Genomic DNA, 17,304 nt, shown 5'->3' with positions numbered 1-17,304 from the left:
AAATGAACGACCTCGACCTCGAGAAGCTCCGCGTGCCGCTTGAGCTGCCCTCCTACCCGGAGGGTTTCCGGAGCGGCTTCGCCTGCTTCGTGGGCCGCCCGAACGTGGGCAAGTCCACCCTGATGAACGCTCTGGTCGGGCAGAAGGTGGCGATCACCAGCAACCGGCCCCAGACCACGCGTCGGACGGTGCGCGGGATCGTGCACCGTCCGGACGCGCAGCTGATCATCGTGGACACGCCCGGTCTGCACAAACCCCGCACGCTCCTGGGGGAGCGGCTGGACTCGCTGGTGCGCTCCACGTTGGTCGAGGTGGACGTGATCGCGTTCTGTCTGCCCGCCAACGAGCCGATCGGGCGCGGTGACACCTACATCGCCAAGGAGCTCGCGGAGCAGACCAACACGCCCGTGGTCGCGTTGGTGACCAAGACCGACCTGGTGGACAGGGCGGCCGTGGGGGAGCACCTGATGGCCGTGGACGCGCTGGGCGACTGGGCGGACATCGTCCCGGTGTCCGCGCGCGGCGACTACCAGCTGGACACCGTCACCGAGGTGCTCTGCTCGCACCTGCCGGAGGGGCCGCCGCTGTACCCGGACGGCGACCTCACCGACGAACCGGACGAGATGCTCGTTGCCGAGCTGGTCCGGGAGGCCGCGCTGGAGGGTGTTCGGGACGAGCTCCCGCACTCCATCGCGGTGGTCGTGGACGAGATGAACGAGCGGGAGAACACCAGGCCGGGCAAGGAGCTGGTGGACATCTACGCGTCGTTGTACGTGGAGCGCCCCAGCCAGAAGGCGATCGTGATCGGCTCCAAGGGGGCGCGTCTGCGCGACGTGGGGTCCCGGGCCCGCAGGCAGATCGAGGGCCTGCTGGGCCGGCGGGTCTTCCTGGACCTGCGGGTGCGGGTGGCCAAGGACTGGCAGCGCGACCCCAAGCAGCTCCGCAAGCTCGGTTTCGACCAGCAGACGTAGTGCGCCGGAGGGGTCGGAGGGGCTGTGGCCGCATGCGGCCACAGCCCCTCCTCGTGTGTGTCAGTTCTGGTTGTTGAGGTCGGTGGCCAGGACGTGGGCGCACCTGCGCACGATGGGGGCGGCCTGGTCGACGAAGTCCCAGCTCACCCGGGCCTCCGGACCCGACACCGACACGGCCATGCCCGAGGGGGCGTCCTTGACCGGGACGGCCACGCAGCGCACGCCGATCTCCTGTTCGCCGTCGTCGATGGCGTAGCCGGCCTCCCGGATGCGCCGGAGTTCGGCGAGGAAGGCGTCGGGGTCGGTGATGGTGCGCTCCGTCGCCGCGGGCATACCGGTGCGGCGCACGGTCGCGAGCGCCTCCTCGTCGCTGAGCTGGGACAGCAGGGCCTTGCCGACGCCCGCCGAGTGCGGCAGTACGCGGCGGCCGACCTCGGTGAACATGCGCATGGCGTGCGGCGAGGGGACCTGGGCGACGTAGATGACCTTGTCTCCGTCGAGCATCGCGAGGTTGGCGGTCTCGCCGAGGTCCTCCACGAGCTGTGCCAGGTGGGGGCGGGCCCAGGTGCCGAGCATCTGCGCGGCCTTGTCGCCGAGGCCGATCAGGCGCGGCCCCAGGGCGTAGCGCCTGGAGGGGAGTTGGCGCACGTAGCCGTTGCCGACCAGGGTGCGGATGATGCGGTGGATGGTGGGCAGGGGCAGCCCGGAGGAGTCGGCGAGTTGACTCAGGGAGGTCTCGCCGCCCGCCTCGGCCATGATCTCCAACAGGGAGAAGGCTCGGTCGAGGGACTGCACGCCACCGGTGCGCCGGGCCGCCTCCTCGGGCGGTCGGGGCTGGTCCGTGCGGGGGGTCTGTGAGGCTGACAAGGGTCGTGCTCCCATACTGAGGGCCGCTGCGGTCACGCTCATCATTCTGCAATACGAAAGCTGTCTTTCGCTCTCCGTTGTGTACTGCGGGCTCCGGAACCGGGTCACGAAGCCCCTGGCACCCTTGTTCTTCCGAATCGCAGAAGTTAGTATCCGCATATAGAAATTAGTGACCGGCCTCTCAGAGGCCGGCACCGATGACGGAGGAGGACACCACACGTGGCGAGGGACAGCCTTCAGGGCTTGACCGATCTGGTCACCGAACTCGACGCCCGGCTCGCGGAGGCCGACGCCCGACTGGACCGCGAGTACCCCGGGGCGACCGGCGGCCGCCAGCCGGTGCACAGCGTCTACGTGCCCGCCGACCGGATCCGACCCGGCCTCGCCGCGGACTGGGGCGCGCAGGCTCTCACCGCCCTCGACGAGTACGCGCCCGAGGCGTCGGACCTCGCCGAGGCCACCGGGCTGGGCGAGGCCGCCGTCGCGGACGCGCTCCCGCTGGTCCGGGCCAAACTCACCCGCGAACCCGTCGAGGACCTGCGGGCCGACTTCGAGGACGGTTACGGCGCGCCCGGGGACGAGGCCGAGGACGCCGACGTGCTCGCGACCGCGAACGCCTTCGTCGCGGACCTGAAGCAGGGGACGGCCACCCCCTACTTCGGCATCCGGATGAAGGGCATGGAGGCCGCCGGGCGCCACCGCGGCGTGCGCACCCTGACGCTCTTCCTCCAGACCCTGCTGGAGGGGCACGGTTTGCTGCCCGACAACCTCGTGCTCACCCTGCCCAAGATCACCTCGGTGGAGCAGGTCGAGGCGATGGTCTGGGTCACCGAGCGGCTGGAGGAGCGCTTCGGCCTGCCCGCCGGACGCCTCCGGTTCGAGCTCCAGATCGAGACCCCACAGTCGATCCTGCTCACCGACGGCACGGTCGCGGTCTCCCGGATGATCCAGGCGGGCCGGGGCCGGGTCACCGCCCTGCACTACGGCACCTACGACTACAGCGCCGCCTGCGGGATCACCGCCGCCCACCAGAGCCTGGCCCACCCGGTCGCCGACCACGCCAAGTCGGTCATGCAGGTGGCCGCGGCCGGTACCGGCGTGTGGCTCTCGGACGGCGGCAGCAACATCCTGCCGACCGGGACCCCCGAGGACGTGCGCTCCGCGTGGGGCCTGCACGCGGGCCTGGTCCGACGTTCCCTGGAGCGCGGTTTCTACCAGGGCTGGGATCTGCACCCGAACCAGCTCCCCATCCGCTACCTGGCCACCTACGCCTTCTACCGGGAGGCCTTCGCCCCCGCCGCCGCGCGCCTGAGGGCCTACCTCGGCGACGCCCCGGGGAACGTCATGGACGAGCCCGCCACCGCCCAGGCCCTGGCCTCGGTGCTGGCCAGCGGCCTGCGCTGCGGTGCCCTGGAGGAGTCCGAGGTGGTCGGGGCCTGCGGGGTCGACGCCGGTACCATCGTCGGCCTGGCCACCCGCCGTGTCGGACAGGAGCAGTGAGTTGACCGAGCACGCACTCGTCGTACGCGCCCGTCGGGCCCTCACCCCCGAGGGGGAGCGCCCCGTCAGCGTGGCGGTGGACGACGGACGCATCACCGAGGTCCTGTCCGGGGACGACGCCCCGCTGGCGGCCGGGCGTGAGCTGCGCCTGGCCGAGGACGAGGTTCTGCTGCCCGGACTCGTGGACAGCCACGTACACGTCAACGAGCCCGGCCGCACCGAGTGGGAGGGTTTCGCCAGCGCGACCCGGGCCGCCGCCCTGGGCGGGGTGACCACCCTCGTGGACATGCCGCTGAACAGTGTCCCGCCCACCACCACCCTCGACGGTCTCAGGGCCAAGCGTGCGGCGGCCGACGGCAAGCTCGCGGTGGACGTGGGCTTCTGGGGCGGAGCCGTCCCGGAGAACAGCGGCCCCGACACCACCGGGACCCTGGCCGAGCTGTGGGACGAGGGGGTGTTCGGTTTCAAGTCCTTCCTCTCGCCCTCGGGCGTGGACGAGTTCGGGCACCTGTCCCCGGAGCAGCTGCACACGGCCGCCACGGCCATCCAGGCCTTCGGCGGCAGGCTGATCGTGCACGCCGAGGACCCCGGCGTTCTGGCGGCGGCGCCCCCGGCCGCCGGGCGCGAGTACGCGGACTTCCTCGCCTCCCGCCCCGACGCCGCCGAGCACGCGGCGATCTCCCTGGTGATCGACACCGCCCGCCGCACCGGTGTGCGGGCGCACATCCTGCACCTGTCCAGCGCCTCGGCCCTGCCGCTCATCGCGCAGGCCAGGGCGGAGGGCGTGCCGCTCACGGTGGAGAGCTGCCCGCACTACCTCACCCTGGCGGCGGAGGAGATCCCGGCGGGGGACACCAGCTACAAGTGCTGCCCGCCGATCCGGGGCGCGGCCAACCGCGACCTGTTGTGGCGGGCGCTGCGCGACGGCCTGATCGACTGTGTGGTCAGTGACCACTCGCCCAGCACCCCCGACCTGAAGGATCTGGACACCGGCGACTTCGGCACCGCCTGGGGCGGGGTGTCCGGCCTGCAGGTGGGACTGTCGGCCATGTGGACCGAGGCGCGCGGGCGCGGGGTCGGGCTGGCCGAGGTCGTGCGCTGGATGTCCGCCGAGCCCGCCCGGGTCGCCGGGGTCCGGGGCAAGGGGTCGATCGCCCCGGGCCTGGACGCCGACCTGGCCGTGTTCGCCCCGGAGGAGACCGTCCGGGTGCGGGCGGGCGCCCTGGCGCACCGCAACCCGTTGAGCGCCTACGACGGTGCCGAGTTGCGGGGCCGGGTGCGGCGCACGCTCCTGCGCGGCCGCGAGGTCGGTCCGGACAGCGTCGAGGGGCGGATGATCACCCGGACCTAGGGTTCGGTGAGGTCCTTTTCCGGGCGTCCCGCCGTCGGCGGGACGCCCTTTCGCGTGCGCGGGTCCGTGGTGGACACACGTGGAGGGGCGGGCACACTGACGCGTGCCCGCCCCGGTCTGTGCGCCCCGTCCGTCGGGGCGCCGGTCAGCCGTACGAGGGGCCGCCCGGCGGTCGCGCGGATCAGCCGTGGGCATCCGCCCAACGGCTCCGCAGCTCGGCGGTGCCGGTCTCGGTGAGGGAGCCGTACACGTTCAGGCGGGCGATGCCGCCGTCGGGGAAGACGTCGGTGCGCACGTGGGTCACGGTGACCGGGGCGTCCAGGACGAAGCGGTGGGCGCTGTCCGGCTGGAGCCTGGTGCGGCCCACGATCTCGAACCATTCCTCCGGGGAGTCCGAGTGCGCGTCCCGGCCCAGGACGGTCACCCAGCCCGCGGAGTTGCCCTTGAGGTAGGCGGTGTCCAGTTCGATGGCGCGCACCGAGGCCTGGGCGGTGAGCCGGAAGCGCACCCAGTCGTTGCCGGTGTCACGGCGGCGTCGGTTCTCCCAGCCGTCGTCCATCTTGTGGGAGCGGCCCGGCTGGATGATGTTCTCGGGGGAGGAGTAGAAGCGGTCCGAGGCGTCCTCGACCGTGCCGCCGTTGACCAGGGCGGCGACGTCGAAGCTGCCGAGCGCGGCCAGCCAGTCCGGGTCGGCGACGGGCTCGCCGTACACGCGCAGGCGGGCGACACCGCCGTCGGGGAACTGCTTGAGGCGCAGGTGGGTCCAGCGGTGCCGGAGGTCGACCTTGAAGCCGTTCTCCGCGTGCCCGTACACCGGGGTGCGCGGGACGATCTCGGTCCACTCGGCGGCGAGGAGCTCCTCGGTGGTGGGAGTGCCCGCCACGTGCGCGGCCTCGACGCCGATCTCGGTGGGGTGGTTGCCGCGGAAGTGCGCGGTGTCCACGACCAGACCGCGGATGACGCCGGGCAGCGCGAGCCGGACCAGGGCCCAGTCGTGGTCCTCGGCGGTGGGGTGCGGCTGCTCGGCGCTCACACCCCGGCGGCGCCGGGTCTCCCAGCCGTCCATGACCTTGCCCTTGTGCCCGAAGTGGTGCGGGTCGAACACCGCGGGTTCGGTCCGGAGCAGGTTCTCGCGCTCGGCGAAGAACTCGTCGTTGGCGGCCACGACGCCGGCGCCCAGGCGGCGGTCGGCGAGGTCGACGAGACCGGAGAAGTCCAGCTCGGTCCTGCGGAAGTCCCCGTAGGGGTCGCCGCCGGGGTAGGGCTGGGCGTTGTAGGCGCGGGGGTCGAAGGGCGGGGTCTGGCTCACGTTTCTCCTGCCGGTGTCTGGGGTGGGACGTTTCCAGGGTGGCAGGAGAAACTGATTACTTCCAGCGAAAGTTTTTGATCACTATGTTCGTTTTAGCTGAACATTTGCTGTGCTCAGGCGGGCAGCCGCCTCCGCCAGGGCACGCAGGGCGAGGGCGATCTGCGGACGTTCGCCGGAACCGGAGCGCACGGCGGTGACCACGTGGCGGCGCGGCTGGTCCGCGTGGGGGACGCGTAGGGCGACCCCGGGCGCGTCCCCGGTGGCGGCCAGGCGGGGGATCAGCGCGACGCCCATGCCCGCCGCCACCATGTCGAGGATGGCCCGCCAGTCGGAGGCCACGTGAGCCTGCTCGGGGACGAACCCGGCCTGGGCGCAGGCCGCGATGGTGATGTCCCGCCAGGGCCCCGAGGCCCCGTAGATCCACGGCTCCTCGGCGAGGTCGCGCATCCGCAGCGCCGGTGTTCCGGCCAGCCGGTGCCGGGCGGGCACGGCCACGTCCAGGGGGTCGGTGAGCAGCTCGCTCCGGTCGTAGCGCCCGTCGTGGCCGGTCGGGGCCTGGGCGGCCAGGGACAGCCCGATGTCGATCTCACCCGCGGCGAGGAGTTCGTACACCTCGGCGGCCTCGGCCTGGTGCACCCGCGTGCGCAGCCCGGGATGGGCCTCGCGCAGCGCGTTCAGTGCCGGGACCACCAGGGAGGGGATGGCGGTGGCGAAGGTGCCCACGCGAACCCGCCCGGCCTCGCCGCGCACGAACCCGTCGAGTTCGGCCTCGGCCCGCTCCAGTTGGGCCAGCACGACGTCGGTGTGCCGCAGCAGCACGTGCGCGGCGTCGGTGAGGCGGACCCGGCGCCCGTGCGCCTCCAGCAACTCCACCCCCACCTGCTGGGAGAGCGTCGACAGCTGTTGGGACACTCCGGAGGGCGTCATGGACAGGGCCTCGGCCGTGGCCCTGACGGTCCCGAGTTCCTCGAGGGTGCGGAGTACGCGCAGTTTGCGCAGGTCCCAGTCGCTCACCCTCACAGGCATACCATTCATCTCCGCTTAACAGCAGTGGGGCGGGCGCACGGTCGCGGTGCGCCCGCCCCTGGTCGGTCCGGCCGGTCAGGCCCGGTCAGGGTGCCCGGCCTCCTCCTCACCGCCCCGGTGGGCCGCGCCCGCCTGGTCGGTGTACTTGGCCTCGCCGGGACCGGCGGTGCCGATCTCCGCCTGGTCGATCTCGGCGGGGGAGGGCGAGGGACCGCGGCCGATCACGTTGAAGCAGATGTTCAGCAGGATCGAGACGATCGCCGCGCCGATGATGCCCGAGTGCGCGATGAGCTCGACCGACTCCGGGAGGAAGGAGTAGAAGGTCGGGTAGGCCAGCGGGATGATCGCCACCCCCACGGAGGCGGCGACGAGGATCAGGTTGAGGTTGTTGGTGAAGTCCACCTTGGCCAGGGTCTTGGCCCCGCTGGCGGCCACACTGCCGAACAGGACCAGCCCGGCCCCGCCCAGGACCGGGGTGGGGATCGCGGCCATGACCCCGCCCAGGACCGGGAACATCCCCAGGGCCAGCAGGATGGCGGCGCCGGTGGCGACCACGTAGCGGCTGCGGATGCCGGTGAGCGCGAGCAGGCCGATGTTCTGGGCGAAGGAGCTGGTCGGCGTGGCGCTGAAGATCGGGCCGATGATCGAGCCGCTCACGTCGGCGCGCAGGCCGGCCGAGATGCGCTTGGCGTCGACCCTGGAACCGGTGATCTCACCGACCGCGATGATGTGCGAGGCGCCCTCGGTCAGGACCACCAGCATGATGATGCACATGGTGATGATCGCGGTGACCTCGAACTGGGGGGCACCGAAGTAGAAGACCGACGCGGGGTTGAACACGAAGTCCGCCTCGCCCACCCGGCTGAAGTCGGCCATGCCGAGCGGGAGCGCGACGAGCGTGCCCACGACCAGGCCGAGCAGGATGGACAGCCGTCCCCAGATGCCGGGGAAGAGCCGGGAACCGACGAGGATGACCGCCAGGGTCAGGCCGGCCAGGGCGAGGTTGGCCAACGGCGCGGCCGGGACCTCGGAACCGTCCTCCAGGACGCGGACGTTGCCGTCCATGATCCAACGGGCCGCCACCGGCATCAGGCTGACACCGATCACCGTGATGATCGTGCCGGTGACGATCGGCGGGAAGAAGCGGATCAGCTGCCCGAAGAACGGGGTCAGGACCAGGGCGAACACACCTGCGGCCATGGACGCGCCGAAGGCGACGGGCAGGTTCTCGCCGTCCTGGCCTGCGGCCAGGGCGGTGATGGCGCTGACGGGGACGAAGGAGCAGGCCACCACGATGGGCATCTGCGCGCCGACCCGCCGGTGGCCGACGGTCTGCAGCAGGGTGGCGATACCCGCCACCAGGAGTGCGCCGCTGACGAGGATTCCCATGGCGGAGGGGTCGTTCGCGAGCCCAGCGGCGGCGCCGATGACGAGGGCCGGTGCCACCGCACCGGCGTACATGGTGAGGATGTGCTGGAGCCCGTAGACGAGCAGGAGCCGCGTGGGCAGCTTCTCGTCCTCGGGGCGGGCGGGGTTCGTGGCAGTTGTTGTGGCCGAGTCCTTCGCGGACGGACTGTTCGACATGGCCAGTTTCCAGCCTTTGCGATCGGTGGTCACCGAGGGGGCGACCGGGTTCTCCGGGCGGTTGCCCGGTGGTGTCGCTCCGGCTCCGGACGCTCGGGAGGCACAGCTCCCGGGCACGCGCAGGGCCGGTGTGGCCCGCCTTTCGGCGGGCAGGCGAGGCATACCTCGGGTGGGGGACCTCGGGGCCGGTCGGGCTCTGAGGGGGGATCGGATCCGTGAGGTGGGGATCCGGGGCCCGGCCGCACGCGCGGGCCCCGGGGTTCAGAGGGTTCCGAAGGGCGCCGGGCGGAACCCGAAGGGGTTGCCCGGCGTTAGGGGATCAGATGAATCCCGGAACGGTCTTCCAGGCGTCGCCGGCCTCGGGGGCGTCATCGCGCTCGACCGTGGCCTCGATCTTGCCGTAGGGGCGGTCCGCGGCGAAGAACACCTCGTTGGGGTTGTCCAGGCCGAACGGGGACAGGTCCACCAGGAAGTGGTGGTTGTTCGGCATGGAGAAGCGGATCTCGGCGATCTCCGGGTGGGCTTCGAGGACGGCGGTGCCCATCGCGTACAGCGTCTGCTGCAGGGCGAGGCTGTGCGTCTCGGCGAAGGCCTCCAGGCACAGGGCGCGGACCGAGGCGTAGCACTTGTCGAAGTCGTGGTCGGTACCGACGTAGCGCCAGCGGGCGGTGACGTCGGTGGCCAGGATCCGGTCCTCGGTCTCCTTCAGGGTGGTGTACCGGGTCTTCGGGTAGCCGTGGAACTCCGAACCGGTGGACTTGAGGACGGTGAGTCCCTCGAAGCCGGAGACCACCCACTCCCGGTCGCCGTCCTTGTTGACGACGGTGGTGCGGGTTTCGGCGCCGCGGCGGGAGAACGCGTGGTCGTGCGGGCCCTTCGCGGTGGCGATCCGGTCCCAGGAGTACTCCTGGACCTCCTGGCGGGCGCCGTGCACGTACTCGTGCTCGTCCACGAAGTGCCGGGCCAGGCGCAGGGCGAAGTCCTCGATCGCGCCGACGCCGCCCCACTCGCGGGCCTTGGCGTAGACGGTGTTCTTCTGGGTGTCGGTCGGCAGGCACTTGGCGTTGTCGCCGACGGTGTGGACTTCCTCCAGGTCGCCGCGGAGCTGGGAGGTGACGTTGACGTCCTTGATCTGGTGGACGTCGGTGTCGCGCTGGACGTGGACGAGGCGGACCTCGGCCTTGCCGTACTGGTTGTCTCCGAGTCTGATGCCCATCAGGGTGAACTCCATCCGTGTGGATTCGGTTTCATCGCTCGCGCCGTGCGCGGTGTGCGCGCCGGTGCGCTGTGCGTATGAGGGAGGACCGCTGTGGTCATGCGGAAGGACCTGTCACGCACTCGAAGAGGTCTGGGTGTCACGGTCGTGGTGGGGCCGGGCGGTTCGCCTCGCTTTCGGGCTCGGGACGGGGTGGACCGGGCTAGGAACCCCGGTAGGTCGAGTAGGCGAACGGGCTCAGGAGCAGGGGCACGTGGTAGTGCTGGTCCTCCTCGGCGAGGTCGAACACGATGCTGACCTCGGGGTAGAACCCCTTCTGGCCGGTCGCGGCGAAGTAGGACCCGGTGTCGAAGACGACGCGGTAGTACCCGGCGGTGAGCTGGTCGGGTCCCAGGTCGGGCACGCGGCCGTCGTCGTTGGTGCGCCCCTCGGCGACGGTCTTCCAGGAGGTGCGGTCGCGGTCGGCGGCGGCCTCCAACCGGACGGGCACGTCGCGGGCGGGGCTGCCCAGGGCGGCGTTGAGGATGTGGGTGGTCACGTGGCTCATGCTGCCTCCAGGAGTTTGACCAGGCGGAGCCCGGAGATCTTGCGGAGCTCCTCACCGACCACGGACAGCTCGGTCTCGCGGTCGTTGTCCAGGCGCTCGACCAGGTCGGCGAGGAGTTCGCGGCTGCTGCGGCCGCTGGCGCACACGAGGTAGATCTGCCCGAACCTTCCCTCGTACTCACCCTGCGCGAAGGTGAAGATCCGCTGGACCCGTGCCGAGGCGTCGTCGGTGTCGGCGGCGAAGGCGGACTGCTCGCCGCGCGACCAGGCCGACTCGGTGTCCTGCCCCTCGGCCCTCTCCCCGATCCGGGGGTGGCGGTCCAGGGCGGTGGCGACCTCCTCGGCGGTGATCCCGCGCGCGTGGCCGTCGGCCCGGGCGAGGAGGGTCCCGCGGTCGGCGTAGGGCGCCTCGGACGCGACGGCCTCCACCCAGCGGTCCACGTTCAGGCACTGTGCGAGTTCGGTGCGCAGCTCCTCCCGGGACAGGGCGTTCAGTCGCGCCAGACCCGGGTCGGGTGTGCTGCCCGACGTGTCCGGGGTGCTCTCGGGCATGTGTTCTCCCGTTGCTCGGCCGGCGCGCCGACCTCCCGTCCCGTGGGGCGGGGGTCCTCGAACCGGCCAGGGCTTTCATAGTGCAGATAGCTGATTCCGTATTACGGATTGGAGGGACTCTAGTTGATGACAGTGTGACCTTGTCAACACTGGCAAGGGGGGATCGGAGAAAAACAGTCGAATCTGTGTCTACCGACAAAGAAACCGTGAAGTTCCTGCGTACCGGTGGGGCTCGCGGGGTGCCCGGGGGTCGTGTTCGCGCGGGGCGGGGTGCGGGCGCGGCGCTGCCCGCCGTCGGGTTCGGTCGTCGGGGTGGTTGACAAGCGGTGGTGGTCCGGCACACACTCAAGGCATTCCTTAAAGTGAAAACTACTTTCCGCAATACGGAAGTGGATGCCGGAGGCAACGCATGAGCCACACACTCGGGTACACGGTGAACTGCTCCCTGCTGTTCACCGAGCTCCCCGTCAACGAGCGCCCCCAGGCCGCACGCGACGCGGGCTTCCACGCCGTCGAGTTCTGGTGGCCCTTCGAGAGCGCGACCCCGGCACAGGAGGAGGTCGACGCCTTCGTCGACGCCCTCGACGCCGCCGGTGTGCGCCTCAGCGGCCTCAACTTCTTCGCCGGTCGGCTCCCCGGCCCCGACCGCGGCGTGCTGTCCCACCCCTCCCGCACCGCCGAGTTCCTCGCCAACACCGAGGTGGTCGCCCGGATCGCCGAGCGCACCGGCACCACCGGCTTCAACGCCCTCTACGGCCTGCGCCAGGACGGGGTCGACCCGGCCGAACAGGACCGCCTCGCGCTGGAGAACACCGTCGCCGCCGCCGAGGCGGTCGCCAAGGTCGGTGGCACCGTGCTCGTCGAACCCATCAGCGGATCCGAGGACTACCCGCTCAAGACCGCGGCCGAGGGCCTCGCCTTCGTCGCCAGGGTCAAGGAGGCCGGGGCCGAGAACGTCGCGCTCCTCGCCGACTTCTTCCACCTCGCGGTCAACGGCGACGACGTCGCCGCCGTGGTCCGCGACCACGCGGCCGAGTTCGGACACATCCAGATCGCCGACGCCCCCGGCAGGGGTGAGCCCGGCACCGGCGACCTGCCCATCGACGAACTCCTCTCCGCCGCCCAGGCCGGCGGATACCGGGGCCTGGTCGGCCTGGAGTACAAGCCGACCGTCCCCACCACCCAGAGCTTCGGCTGGCTGGGCTGACCCCAGGGGTCGCCCCGGCCGCGCCATCCACACCAGTCACACAGTCTGAAAGGGGCCGTCATGGCCATCCGTAAGATCGCCTTCATCGGTCTGGGCATCATGGGCCTGCCCATGGCCGTCAACCTCGTTCGCGCCGGCTACAGCGTCACCGGCGTCAACAAGAGCCCCGAGCGCGTCGACGCCCTGGTGACCGAGGGCGGCCTGCGCGGCGGGAGCATCGCCGAGGCGGTCGCCGACGTCGACGCGGTCATCACGATGGTTCCGGACTCCCCGGACGTCAACCAGGTCCTGCGCGGCGAGGGGGGCGTCTACGACAACGCCAAGCCCGGCACCCTGGTCATCGACATGAGCACCATCCGCCCCGACGTCTCCCGGGAGCTCGCCTCGGACGGCACCGAGCGCGGTTTCCGCGTCCTGGACGCCCCGGTCAGCGGCGGCGAGGCCGGCGCGATCGAGGCCAAGCTCTCCATCATGGTGGGCGGCTCCCAGGACGACTTCGAGGCCGCGCGCCCCGTCTTCGACGTCCTGGGCTCCACCCCGGTCCTGGTCGGCCCCAACGGTTCCGGCCAGACGGTCAAGGCCGCCAACCAGCTCATCGTGGCCGGCAACATCCAGCTCCTCGCCGAGGCCCTCGTCTTCCTGGAGGCGCACGGCGTCGACACCGAGTCCGGCCTGGAGGTCCTGGGCGGCGGGCTCGCGGGCAGCACCGTGCTCCAGCGCAAGGGCAGGGCCATGCGCGAGCGCGACTTCGCACCCGGCTTCCGGATCGCCCTGCACGACAAGGACATGCGCATCATCACCGACTCCGCGAGCGCGGCCGGGGTGGCCATCCCGCTGGGCTCGCAGGTGGCGCAGTACGTGGCCGCGCTCAGGAACCAGGGCCACGGCGGCCTGGACCACTCCGCCCTGCTCAAGGTCGTCGAGCAGCTCTCCGGCCGCGACGGCGAGTAGCACCCGCCCGGCCGGGCCCTGCCCCACCGGACCGGTGGCCCGGCACACCAGCAGCAGTACCACCAGCAGCACCCACAGCCACAGCAGTCCGTATGACGGGGCACCGTGCTCGCCCCCGGGTGTTGGCCCACCCGGGAGGCAGGCGAGAACGCCGCCCCACCCCTAGCACCCAGCACCGGGGCGCCGGGGACGGCCCGTCCAGACGGGGCCGGCCCCGAGCGCCCCGGCCACCCCAGCACTGAAGGGTTCGCTCCCATGGCGAAAATGCCCGCGATGAACGCCGTCGTGGAGGTCCTCAAGGACGAGGGCGTCGACACCGCCTTCGGCTGCCCCGGCGCGGCCATCCTCCCCCTCTACAAGGCGATGGAGGAGGTGGGCGGAATCGAACACCTCACCGTCCGCCACGAGGAGGGCGCCACCCACATGGCCGACGGCTGGTCGCGCACGACCGGCAGGGTCGGCGTGGCGATCGGCACCTCCGGCCCGGCCGGGACCAACATGATCACCGGCCTGTACACCGCCATCGCGGACTCGGTCCCGATCGTGTGCATCACCGGCCAGCAGCGCACCGACCTGTTGGACAAGGAGGGCTTCCAGGCGGTCGACATCGTCGAGATCGCCAAGCCCGTCACCAAGTGGGCCGTCCAGATCAAGGAGGCGGCGACCGCCCCGTGGATCTTCCGCGAGGCCTTCCGCATCGCCCAGGAGGGCCGTCCCGGACCGGTCCTGGTCGACATCCCGGTGGACATCGCCCAGCACCTGATCGAGTACGACCCCGAACTGGACGCCGCACTCAAGATCAACACGGTCGAGCCGCACCTGCCCCGGGTGGAGAAGGCCCTGGACCTGCTGCTGGAGGCGGAGCGCCCGCTCATCCTGGCCGGCGGCGGCGTGATCCTGGCCGAGGCCTCCGACGACCTGCGCGAGCTGGCCGAGTACCTGCAGGTGCCGGTCCAGGTCACCCTCATGGGCAAGGGCTCCTTCGACGAGGACTCGCCCCTGTACTCGGGCATGACCGGCGTGCAGACCTCCCAGCGCTACGGCAACGCCTCCTTCCTGGAGTCGGACCTGGTCCTGGCCGTGGGCGCGCGCTTCGCCGACCGCCACACCGGCCAGATCGACGTCTACCGGGGCGAGCGCAAGTTCGTCCACGTGGACATCGAGGCCACCCAGATCGGCCGGGTCTTCGAGCCCGACCTGGGTGTGGTCTCCGACGCCAAGCTCTTCCTCCAGGAGTTGCTGGCCGCCGCCAGGCGCCGGAGGGCCACCGCGCAGGTGGGTGCGTGGATCGACCGGGTCAACGAGCTCAAGTCCACCCTGACCAGGCGCGAGGACTTCGACACGGTCCCGGTCAAGGCGCCGCGCGTCTACAAGGAGATCAACGAGGTCTTCGACTCCAGCACCTACTTCGTCACCGCCATCGGCCTCTACCAGATCTGGGGCGGCCAGCACCAGAAGGCGTACAAGCCGCGGCACTACCAGATCTGCGGCCAGGCGGGCCCGCTCGGCTGGGAGATCCCCGCCGCCATCGGTGTCAAGAAGGCCCTCAAGCACACCGAGCCGGACGCCGAGGTGGTCGGCATCGTCGGCGACTACGGCTTCCAGTACATGGTCGAGGAGCTGGCGGTCGCGGCGCAGTACAACGTGCCGTACGTGATCATCATGCTCAACAACGAGTACCTGGGCCTGATCCGCCAGGCGTCGATCCCCTTCGACATGAACTACCAGGTGGACATCCACTACGACGAGTACGGCACCGACAGCGTCAAGCTCATGGAGGCCTACGGCTGCTCCGGCCGCCGGGTCTGGGAGCCCGGGGAGATCCGGGAGTCCCTGGAGTGGGCCCGCAAGCAGGCGCAGGCCACCTCGCGCCCCGTCCTGGTCGAGATCATGATCGAGCGCGAGGCCAACACCCCGCACGGTCCGGCCATCGACGCCGTCAAGGAGTTCGAGCCGCTGCCCGGCGCGTAGTCCCCGGCGGGCGACCCCGGTCCGGGCGCGTCGGCGCCCGGACCCCACAGACCGCCAGGGGGCCGGACCTGCACCCCGGCCCCCTGGCGAGGCCCCCTCCCAGACCGGCGGGAGGGGGCCGCACAGCACCGAGGGGCGGCGGTGTTCTTCGCTGGCGCACCGCCGCCCCCCGGTCCGTTCGTCCCGGCTGTCGGACTCCGTGCGGGTCAGCCGCAGTAGGCCTCCTCCTCGCCGATGATCCGGTAGGGGCAGTCCGCGTAGTCCAGCAGCCGCAGCACGGCCTCCTCGTTGCGGGAGGTCTCGCGCCCGATCACCGAGGAGGGCGGGTAGAAGCCGCCGCCCCACCACGACCGGGGGTACATCTCGTAGGTGAAGTTCACGATGCCCTGGTCGGCCCACAGCCAGTCGTTGATCGAGCCGTCGGTGACGTACAGGTCACTGGACTGCTGGGGCGTGTAGCCGTTGGCCTGGGCCATGTACGTGCCCAGCGCCTCGTGGGTGTCGTACTCCTCCTGGGTCATCCCCTCGGTGGCCTCGTCGTAGGTGTAGCCGAAGGGCCACAGGATCAGCTCGCTGTAGGTGTGGAAGTCGATGGCGCTGGTGATCTGCTGCTCGCCCCCGACCGCGCGGCCGCGGACGAAGTCGGCGATCGCCGCGACCTCGGGGGAGGACTCGGGGGCCGAGCCCCGGTAGGTGAGGCTGCTCGGGTTGCCGGAGGAGCCGCCGCAGCAGCCCCACTTGTGGTCCCAGTTGCGGTTCATGTCGGTGCCGATGGCCGACGACCCCTGGTTGGGCTGGCGGTTCTTGCGCCAGTTCCGCCAGTTGGTGCCCGCCATGTCGTACTCGCTGCCGTCCGGGTTGGCGTTCGGCAGGATCCAGATCTCGCGGCTGTCGACCAGTTCGGTGATGCGGGGGTCGTCGCCGTATCCGTCGGTGAGCAGGTCCAGCAGGTAGACCGCCATCTCGACGGTCAGGTGTTCGCGTGCGTGCTGGGAGTGGACGAACAGCACCTCGGGCTGGTCCTCGTCCACGGACACGTTGTCGCTGATCTTGACCGCCACCAGGTCGCGGCCCTCGTACGACTGGCCGTAGACCTGCTGGGAGGCCAGGCCGGGGTGGTCCGCGACGACATCGTCGACGATGTCCAGCAGTTCGGGGTAGGTGGTGTACCCGGGGTCGGGGCTGGCGAGGGTCCCGGGGACGTCGAAGGGGTCGGGGGCGTAACCAAGGTCGTCGAGCTCGGCCACGTCCTCGACCGAACCGGTGACCAGCACCGAGTCCTCACCGACGTGGTCGATGGCCACGCCGGTCGCGGCGATCTCGGAGCGCTCCTGGGCGGTGTGCACGCCGGTGATCTCGTACAGGTCGTACGAGGGTTCCGCGGTGGCGCTGCCGGTGGCCAGGGTGCTCAGCAGGAGCACGCCTGCGGCCACGGGGACGAGGGTTCTTCTGAGCAGGGGAGCGGGGGACGGGTGGTCCACGATGCCTCCATGAGCGGGGGGTGAGGCTTCGAACACGTGGCGATATTGGAGATCGGGACGCCGCAACCTGTCAATATGGCTAACTTTGCGTAGCCATGGAAGCATTCTGACTAGTTTGGCGGCCTTGCCACGTGAAGCCCGCTTTTTCCGTCACCGTTCGCACACCCAGCGTGGCCGCATGTGGCCATTCGGTACCGGGTCCCCCTGTGCTGGCCGCTCGCCTAAGGCGATCGAAGCGGGGCGGTCGGGGAGGGGTGTCGTCGTGGGACGTGCCCGGGGTCCGTGGCCGCCCCGGCGCGGAGACGCCCGCCCCGGGTCCCGGGCGGGCGTGGATGAAGGAAGGATTTCCGTCGGCGGTACCGGCCCGGCGTCGGCGCGGCTTACGTGGCTTGCTCTGCGCGGCGATGCTGGCCTCGGGTGTTGGCCGCACCCTGGGTCCCGCCGACGGAATCCGTATGACCCCCCTAGCACTGAAGGGTTCCCCTCCAGGGTAACCGCCAACGGCTATATCTTGAAGTCGAGGTACCCGTTTTGAACGATCATCTGAAATCGGCCGAAAGCTCCTCAGTCGTCGCAGGCCAAGCCGGGGTCGTCCCACACTGTGGACATCGGGTACCGGATTTTCCCCGGCGTCTGCTAGCGTGACGATCGTTATGCTGCGCGAGCTGCTCCTCCTTAGTGGCCGCGGCGGGGATCGTTAGACGGTCGGCCCCTCGCCGCGGGACTTCGGCTTGCCGTGTCGACCACGACATCACGCGCCACAATTTCCCGA

The 17,304-nt window shown here is 70.9% G+C and carries 14 protein-coding genes; 6 read left to right on the top strand and 8 right to left on the bottom strand.

All coding sequences use genetic code 11. The features are described from left to right. The first annotated feature begins 2 nt into the window (after positions 1-2). Positions 3-971 carry a GTPase Era gene (gene era / locus AC0VYD_RS18745; RefSeq protein WP_475476784.1) on the top strand — a complete coding sequence of 323 codons (969 nt, stop codon included), beginning with the start codon at positions 3-5 and terminating at the stop codon, positions 969-971. 60 nt (positions 972-1,031) lie between these two features. Here era and AC0VYD_RS18740 read toward each other — a convergent pair whose 3' ends face one another. Further along, a complete protein-coding gene (locus AC0VYD_RS18740) occupies positions 1,032-1,766 on the bottom strand; it encodes an IclR family transcriptional regulator domain-containing protein (RefSeq protein WP_473040884.1) in 735 nt (244 codons plus the stop codon). A gap of 291 nt (positions 1,767-2,057) precedes the next feature. On the opposite strand from AC0VYD_RS18740, the gene AC0VYD_RS18735 reads away from it, so the two are divergent. After that, positions 2,058-3,338 carry a DUF6986 family protein gene (locus AC0VYD_RS18735; RefSeq protein WP_475476783.1) on the top strand — a complete coding sequence of 427 codons (1,281 nt, stop codon included), beginning with the start codon at positions 2,058-2,060 and terminating at the stop codon, positions 3,336-3,338. Between the two features lies 1 nt (position 3,339). Then, complete coding sequence (gene allB, locus AC0VYD_RS18730) at positions 3,340-4,689, top strand: allantoinase AllB (protein WP_475476782.1); 1,350 nt, start codon at positions 3,340-3,342, stop codon at positions 4,687-4,689. Positions 4,690-4,870: 181 nt separating this feature from the next. On the opposite strand, the gene alc is transcribed toward allB, so the two are convergent. The 6 genes from alc to AC0VYD_RS18700 form a co-directional block, all read right to left on the bottom strand. Further along, positions 4,871-5,998, bottom strand: a complete 1,128-nt coding sequence (gene alc / locus AC0VYD_RS18725) for an allantoicase (protein WP_475476781.1) — start codon at positions 5,996-5,998, stop codon at positions 4,871-4,873. An 81-nt stretch (positions 5,999-6,079) separates the two neighbouring features. Further along, positions 6,080-7,024, bottom strand: coding sequence for a LysR family transcriptional regulator (locus tag AC0VYD_RS18720; protein WP_475476780.1), 945 nt, complete (start codon positions 7,022-7,024; stop codon positions 6,080-6,082). 75 nt (positions 7,025-7,099) lie between these two features. Then, positions 7,100-8,608, bottom strand: coding sequence for a nucleobase:cation symporter-2 family protein (locus AC0VYD_RS18715; RefSeq protein WP_475476779.1), 1,509 nt, complete (start codon positions 8,606-8,608; stop codon positions 7,100-7,102). A gap of 319 nt (positions 8,609-8,927) precedes the next feature. Next, positions 8,928-9,824, bottom strand: a complete 897-nt coding sequence (gene pucL, locus AC0VYD_RS18710; RefSeq protein ID WP_475476778.1) for a factor-independent urate hydroxylase — start codon at positions 9,822-9,824, stop codon at positions 8,928-8,930. A 202-nt stretch (positions 9,825-10,026) separates the two neighbouring features. Next, positions 10,027-10,371 (bottom strand): hydroxyisourate hydrolase, encoded by a 345-nt coding sequence (gene uraH, locus AC0VYD_RS18705; RefSeq protein WP_475476777.1) that lies wholly within the window; start codon positions 10,369-10,371, stop codon positions 10,027-10,029. Then, positions 10,368-10,922: a 2-oxo-4-hydroxy-4-carboxy-5-ureidoimidazoline decarboxylase gene (locus tag AC0VYD_RS18700; protein ID WP_475476776.1), complete on the bottom strand. Its 555-nt coding sequence runs from the start codon at positions 10,920-10,922 to the stop codon at positions 10,368-10,370. The genes uraH and AC0VYD_RS18700 overlap by 4 nt, the downstream gene beginning before the upstream one ends. Before the next feature lie 409 nt (positions 10,923-11,331). Here AC0VYD_RS18700 and AC0VYD_RS18695 point away from each other — a divergent pair, with 409 nt between their 5' ends. The 3 genes from AC0VYD_RS18695 (at position 11,332) to gcl (ending at position 15,051) form a co-directional block, all read left to right on the top strand. Further along, positions 11,332-12,129, top strand: coding sequence for a hydroxypyruvate isomerase family protein (locus tag AC0VYD_RS18695; protein WP_475476775.1), 798 nt, complete (start codon positions 11,332-11,334; stop codon positions 12,127-12,129). A gap of 60 nt (positions 12,130-12,189) precedes the next feature. Beyond that, entirely contained in the window at positions 12,190-13,080 is an 891-nt protein-coding gene (locus tag AC0VYD_RS18690; protein ID WP_475476774.1) for a 2-hydroxy-3-oxopropionate reductase, read from the top strand. A 255-nt stretch (positions 13,081-13,335) separates the two neighbouring features. Further along, positions 13,336-15,051: a glyoxylate carboligase gene (gcl, locus tag AC0VYD_RS18685; RefSeq protein WP_475476773.1), complete on the top strand. Its 1,716-nt coding sequence runs from the start codon at positions 13,336-13,338 to the stop codon at positions 15,049-15,051. Positions 15,052-15,257: 206 nt separating this feature from the next. On the opposite strand, the gene AC0VYD_RS18680 is transcribed toward gcl, so the two are convergent. Then, entirely contained in the window at positions 15,258-16,532 is a 1,275-nt protein-coding gene (locus AC0VYD_RS18680) for a M14 family metallopeptidase (RefSeq protein ID WP_475476772.1), read from the bottom strand. Positions 16,533-17,304 lie beyond the last annotated feature (772 nt).

Source organism: Nocardiopsis sp. iso_40, assembly GCF_056173285.1.
Note: the sequence above shows the minus strand (reverse complement) of the source record. Positions and strands in the feature narration are given on the sequence as shown.

What these genes read in the sequence shown, in the direction of transcription:
- era (WP_475476784.1), top strand. Translation starts at nt 3, where the DNA reads ATGAACGACCTCGACCTCGAGAAGCTCCGCGTGCCGCTTGAGCTGCCC.
- AC0VYD_RS18720 (WP_475476780.1), bottom strand. Translation starts at nt 7,024, where the DNA reads ATGCCTGTGAGGGTGAGCGACTGGGACCTGCGCAAACTGCGCGTACTC.
- AC0VYD_RS18715 (WP_475476779.1), bottom strand. Translation starts at nt 8,608, where the DNA reads ATGTCGAACAGTCCGTCCGCGAAGGACTCGGCCACAACAACTGCCACG.
- pucL (WP_475476778.1), bottom strand. Translation starts at nt 9,824, where the DNA reads ATGGGCATCAGACTCGGAGACAACCAGTACGGCAAGGCCGAGGTCCGC.
- uraH (WP_475476777.1), bottom strand. Translation starts at nt 10,371, where the DNA reads ATGAGCCACGTGACCACCCACATCCTCAACGCCGCCCTGGGCAGCCCC.
- AC0VYD_RS18700 (WP_475476776.1), bottom strand. Translation starts at nt 10,922, where the DNA reads ATGCCCGAGAGCACCCCGGACACGTCGGGCAGCACACCCGACCCGGGT.
- AC0VYD_RS18695 (WP_475476775.1), top strand. Translation starts at nt 11,332, where the DNA reads ATGAGCCACACACTCGGGTACACGGTGAACTGCTCCCTGCTGTTCACC.
- AC0VYD_RS18690 (WP_475476774.1), top strand. Translation starts at nt 12,190, where the DNA reads ATGGCCATCCGTAAGATCGCCTTCATCGGTCTGGGCATCATGGGCCTG.
- gcl (WP_475476773.1), top strand. Translation starts at nt 13,336, where the DNA reads ATGGCGAAAATGCCCGCGATGAACGCCGTCGTGGAGGTCCTCAAGGAC.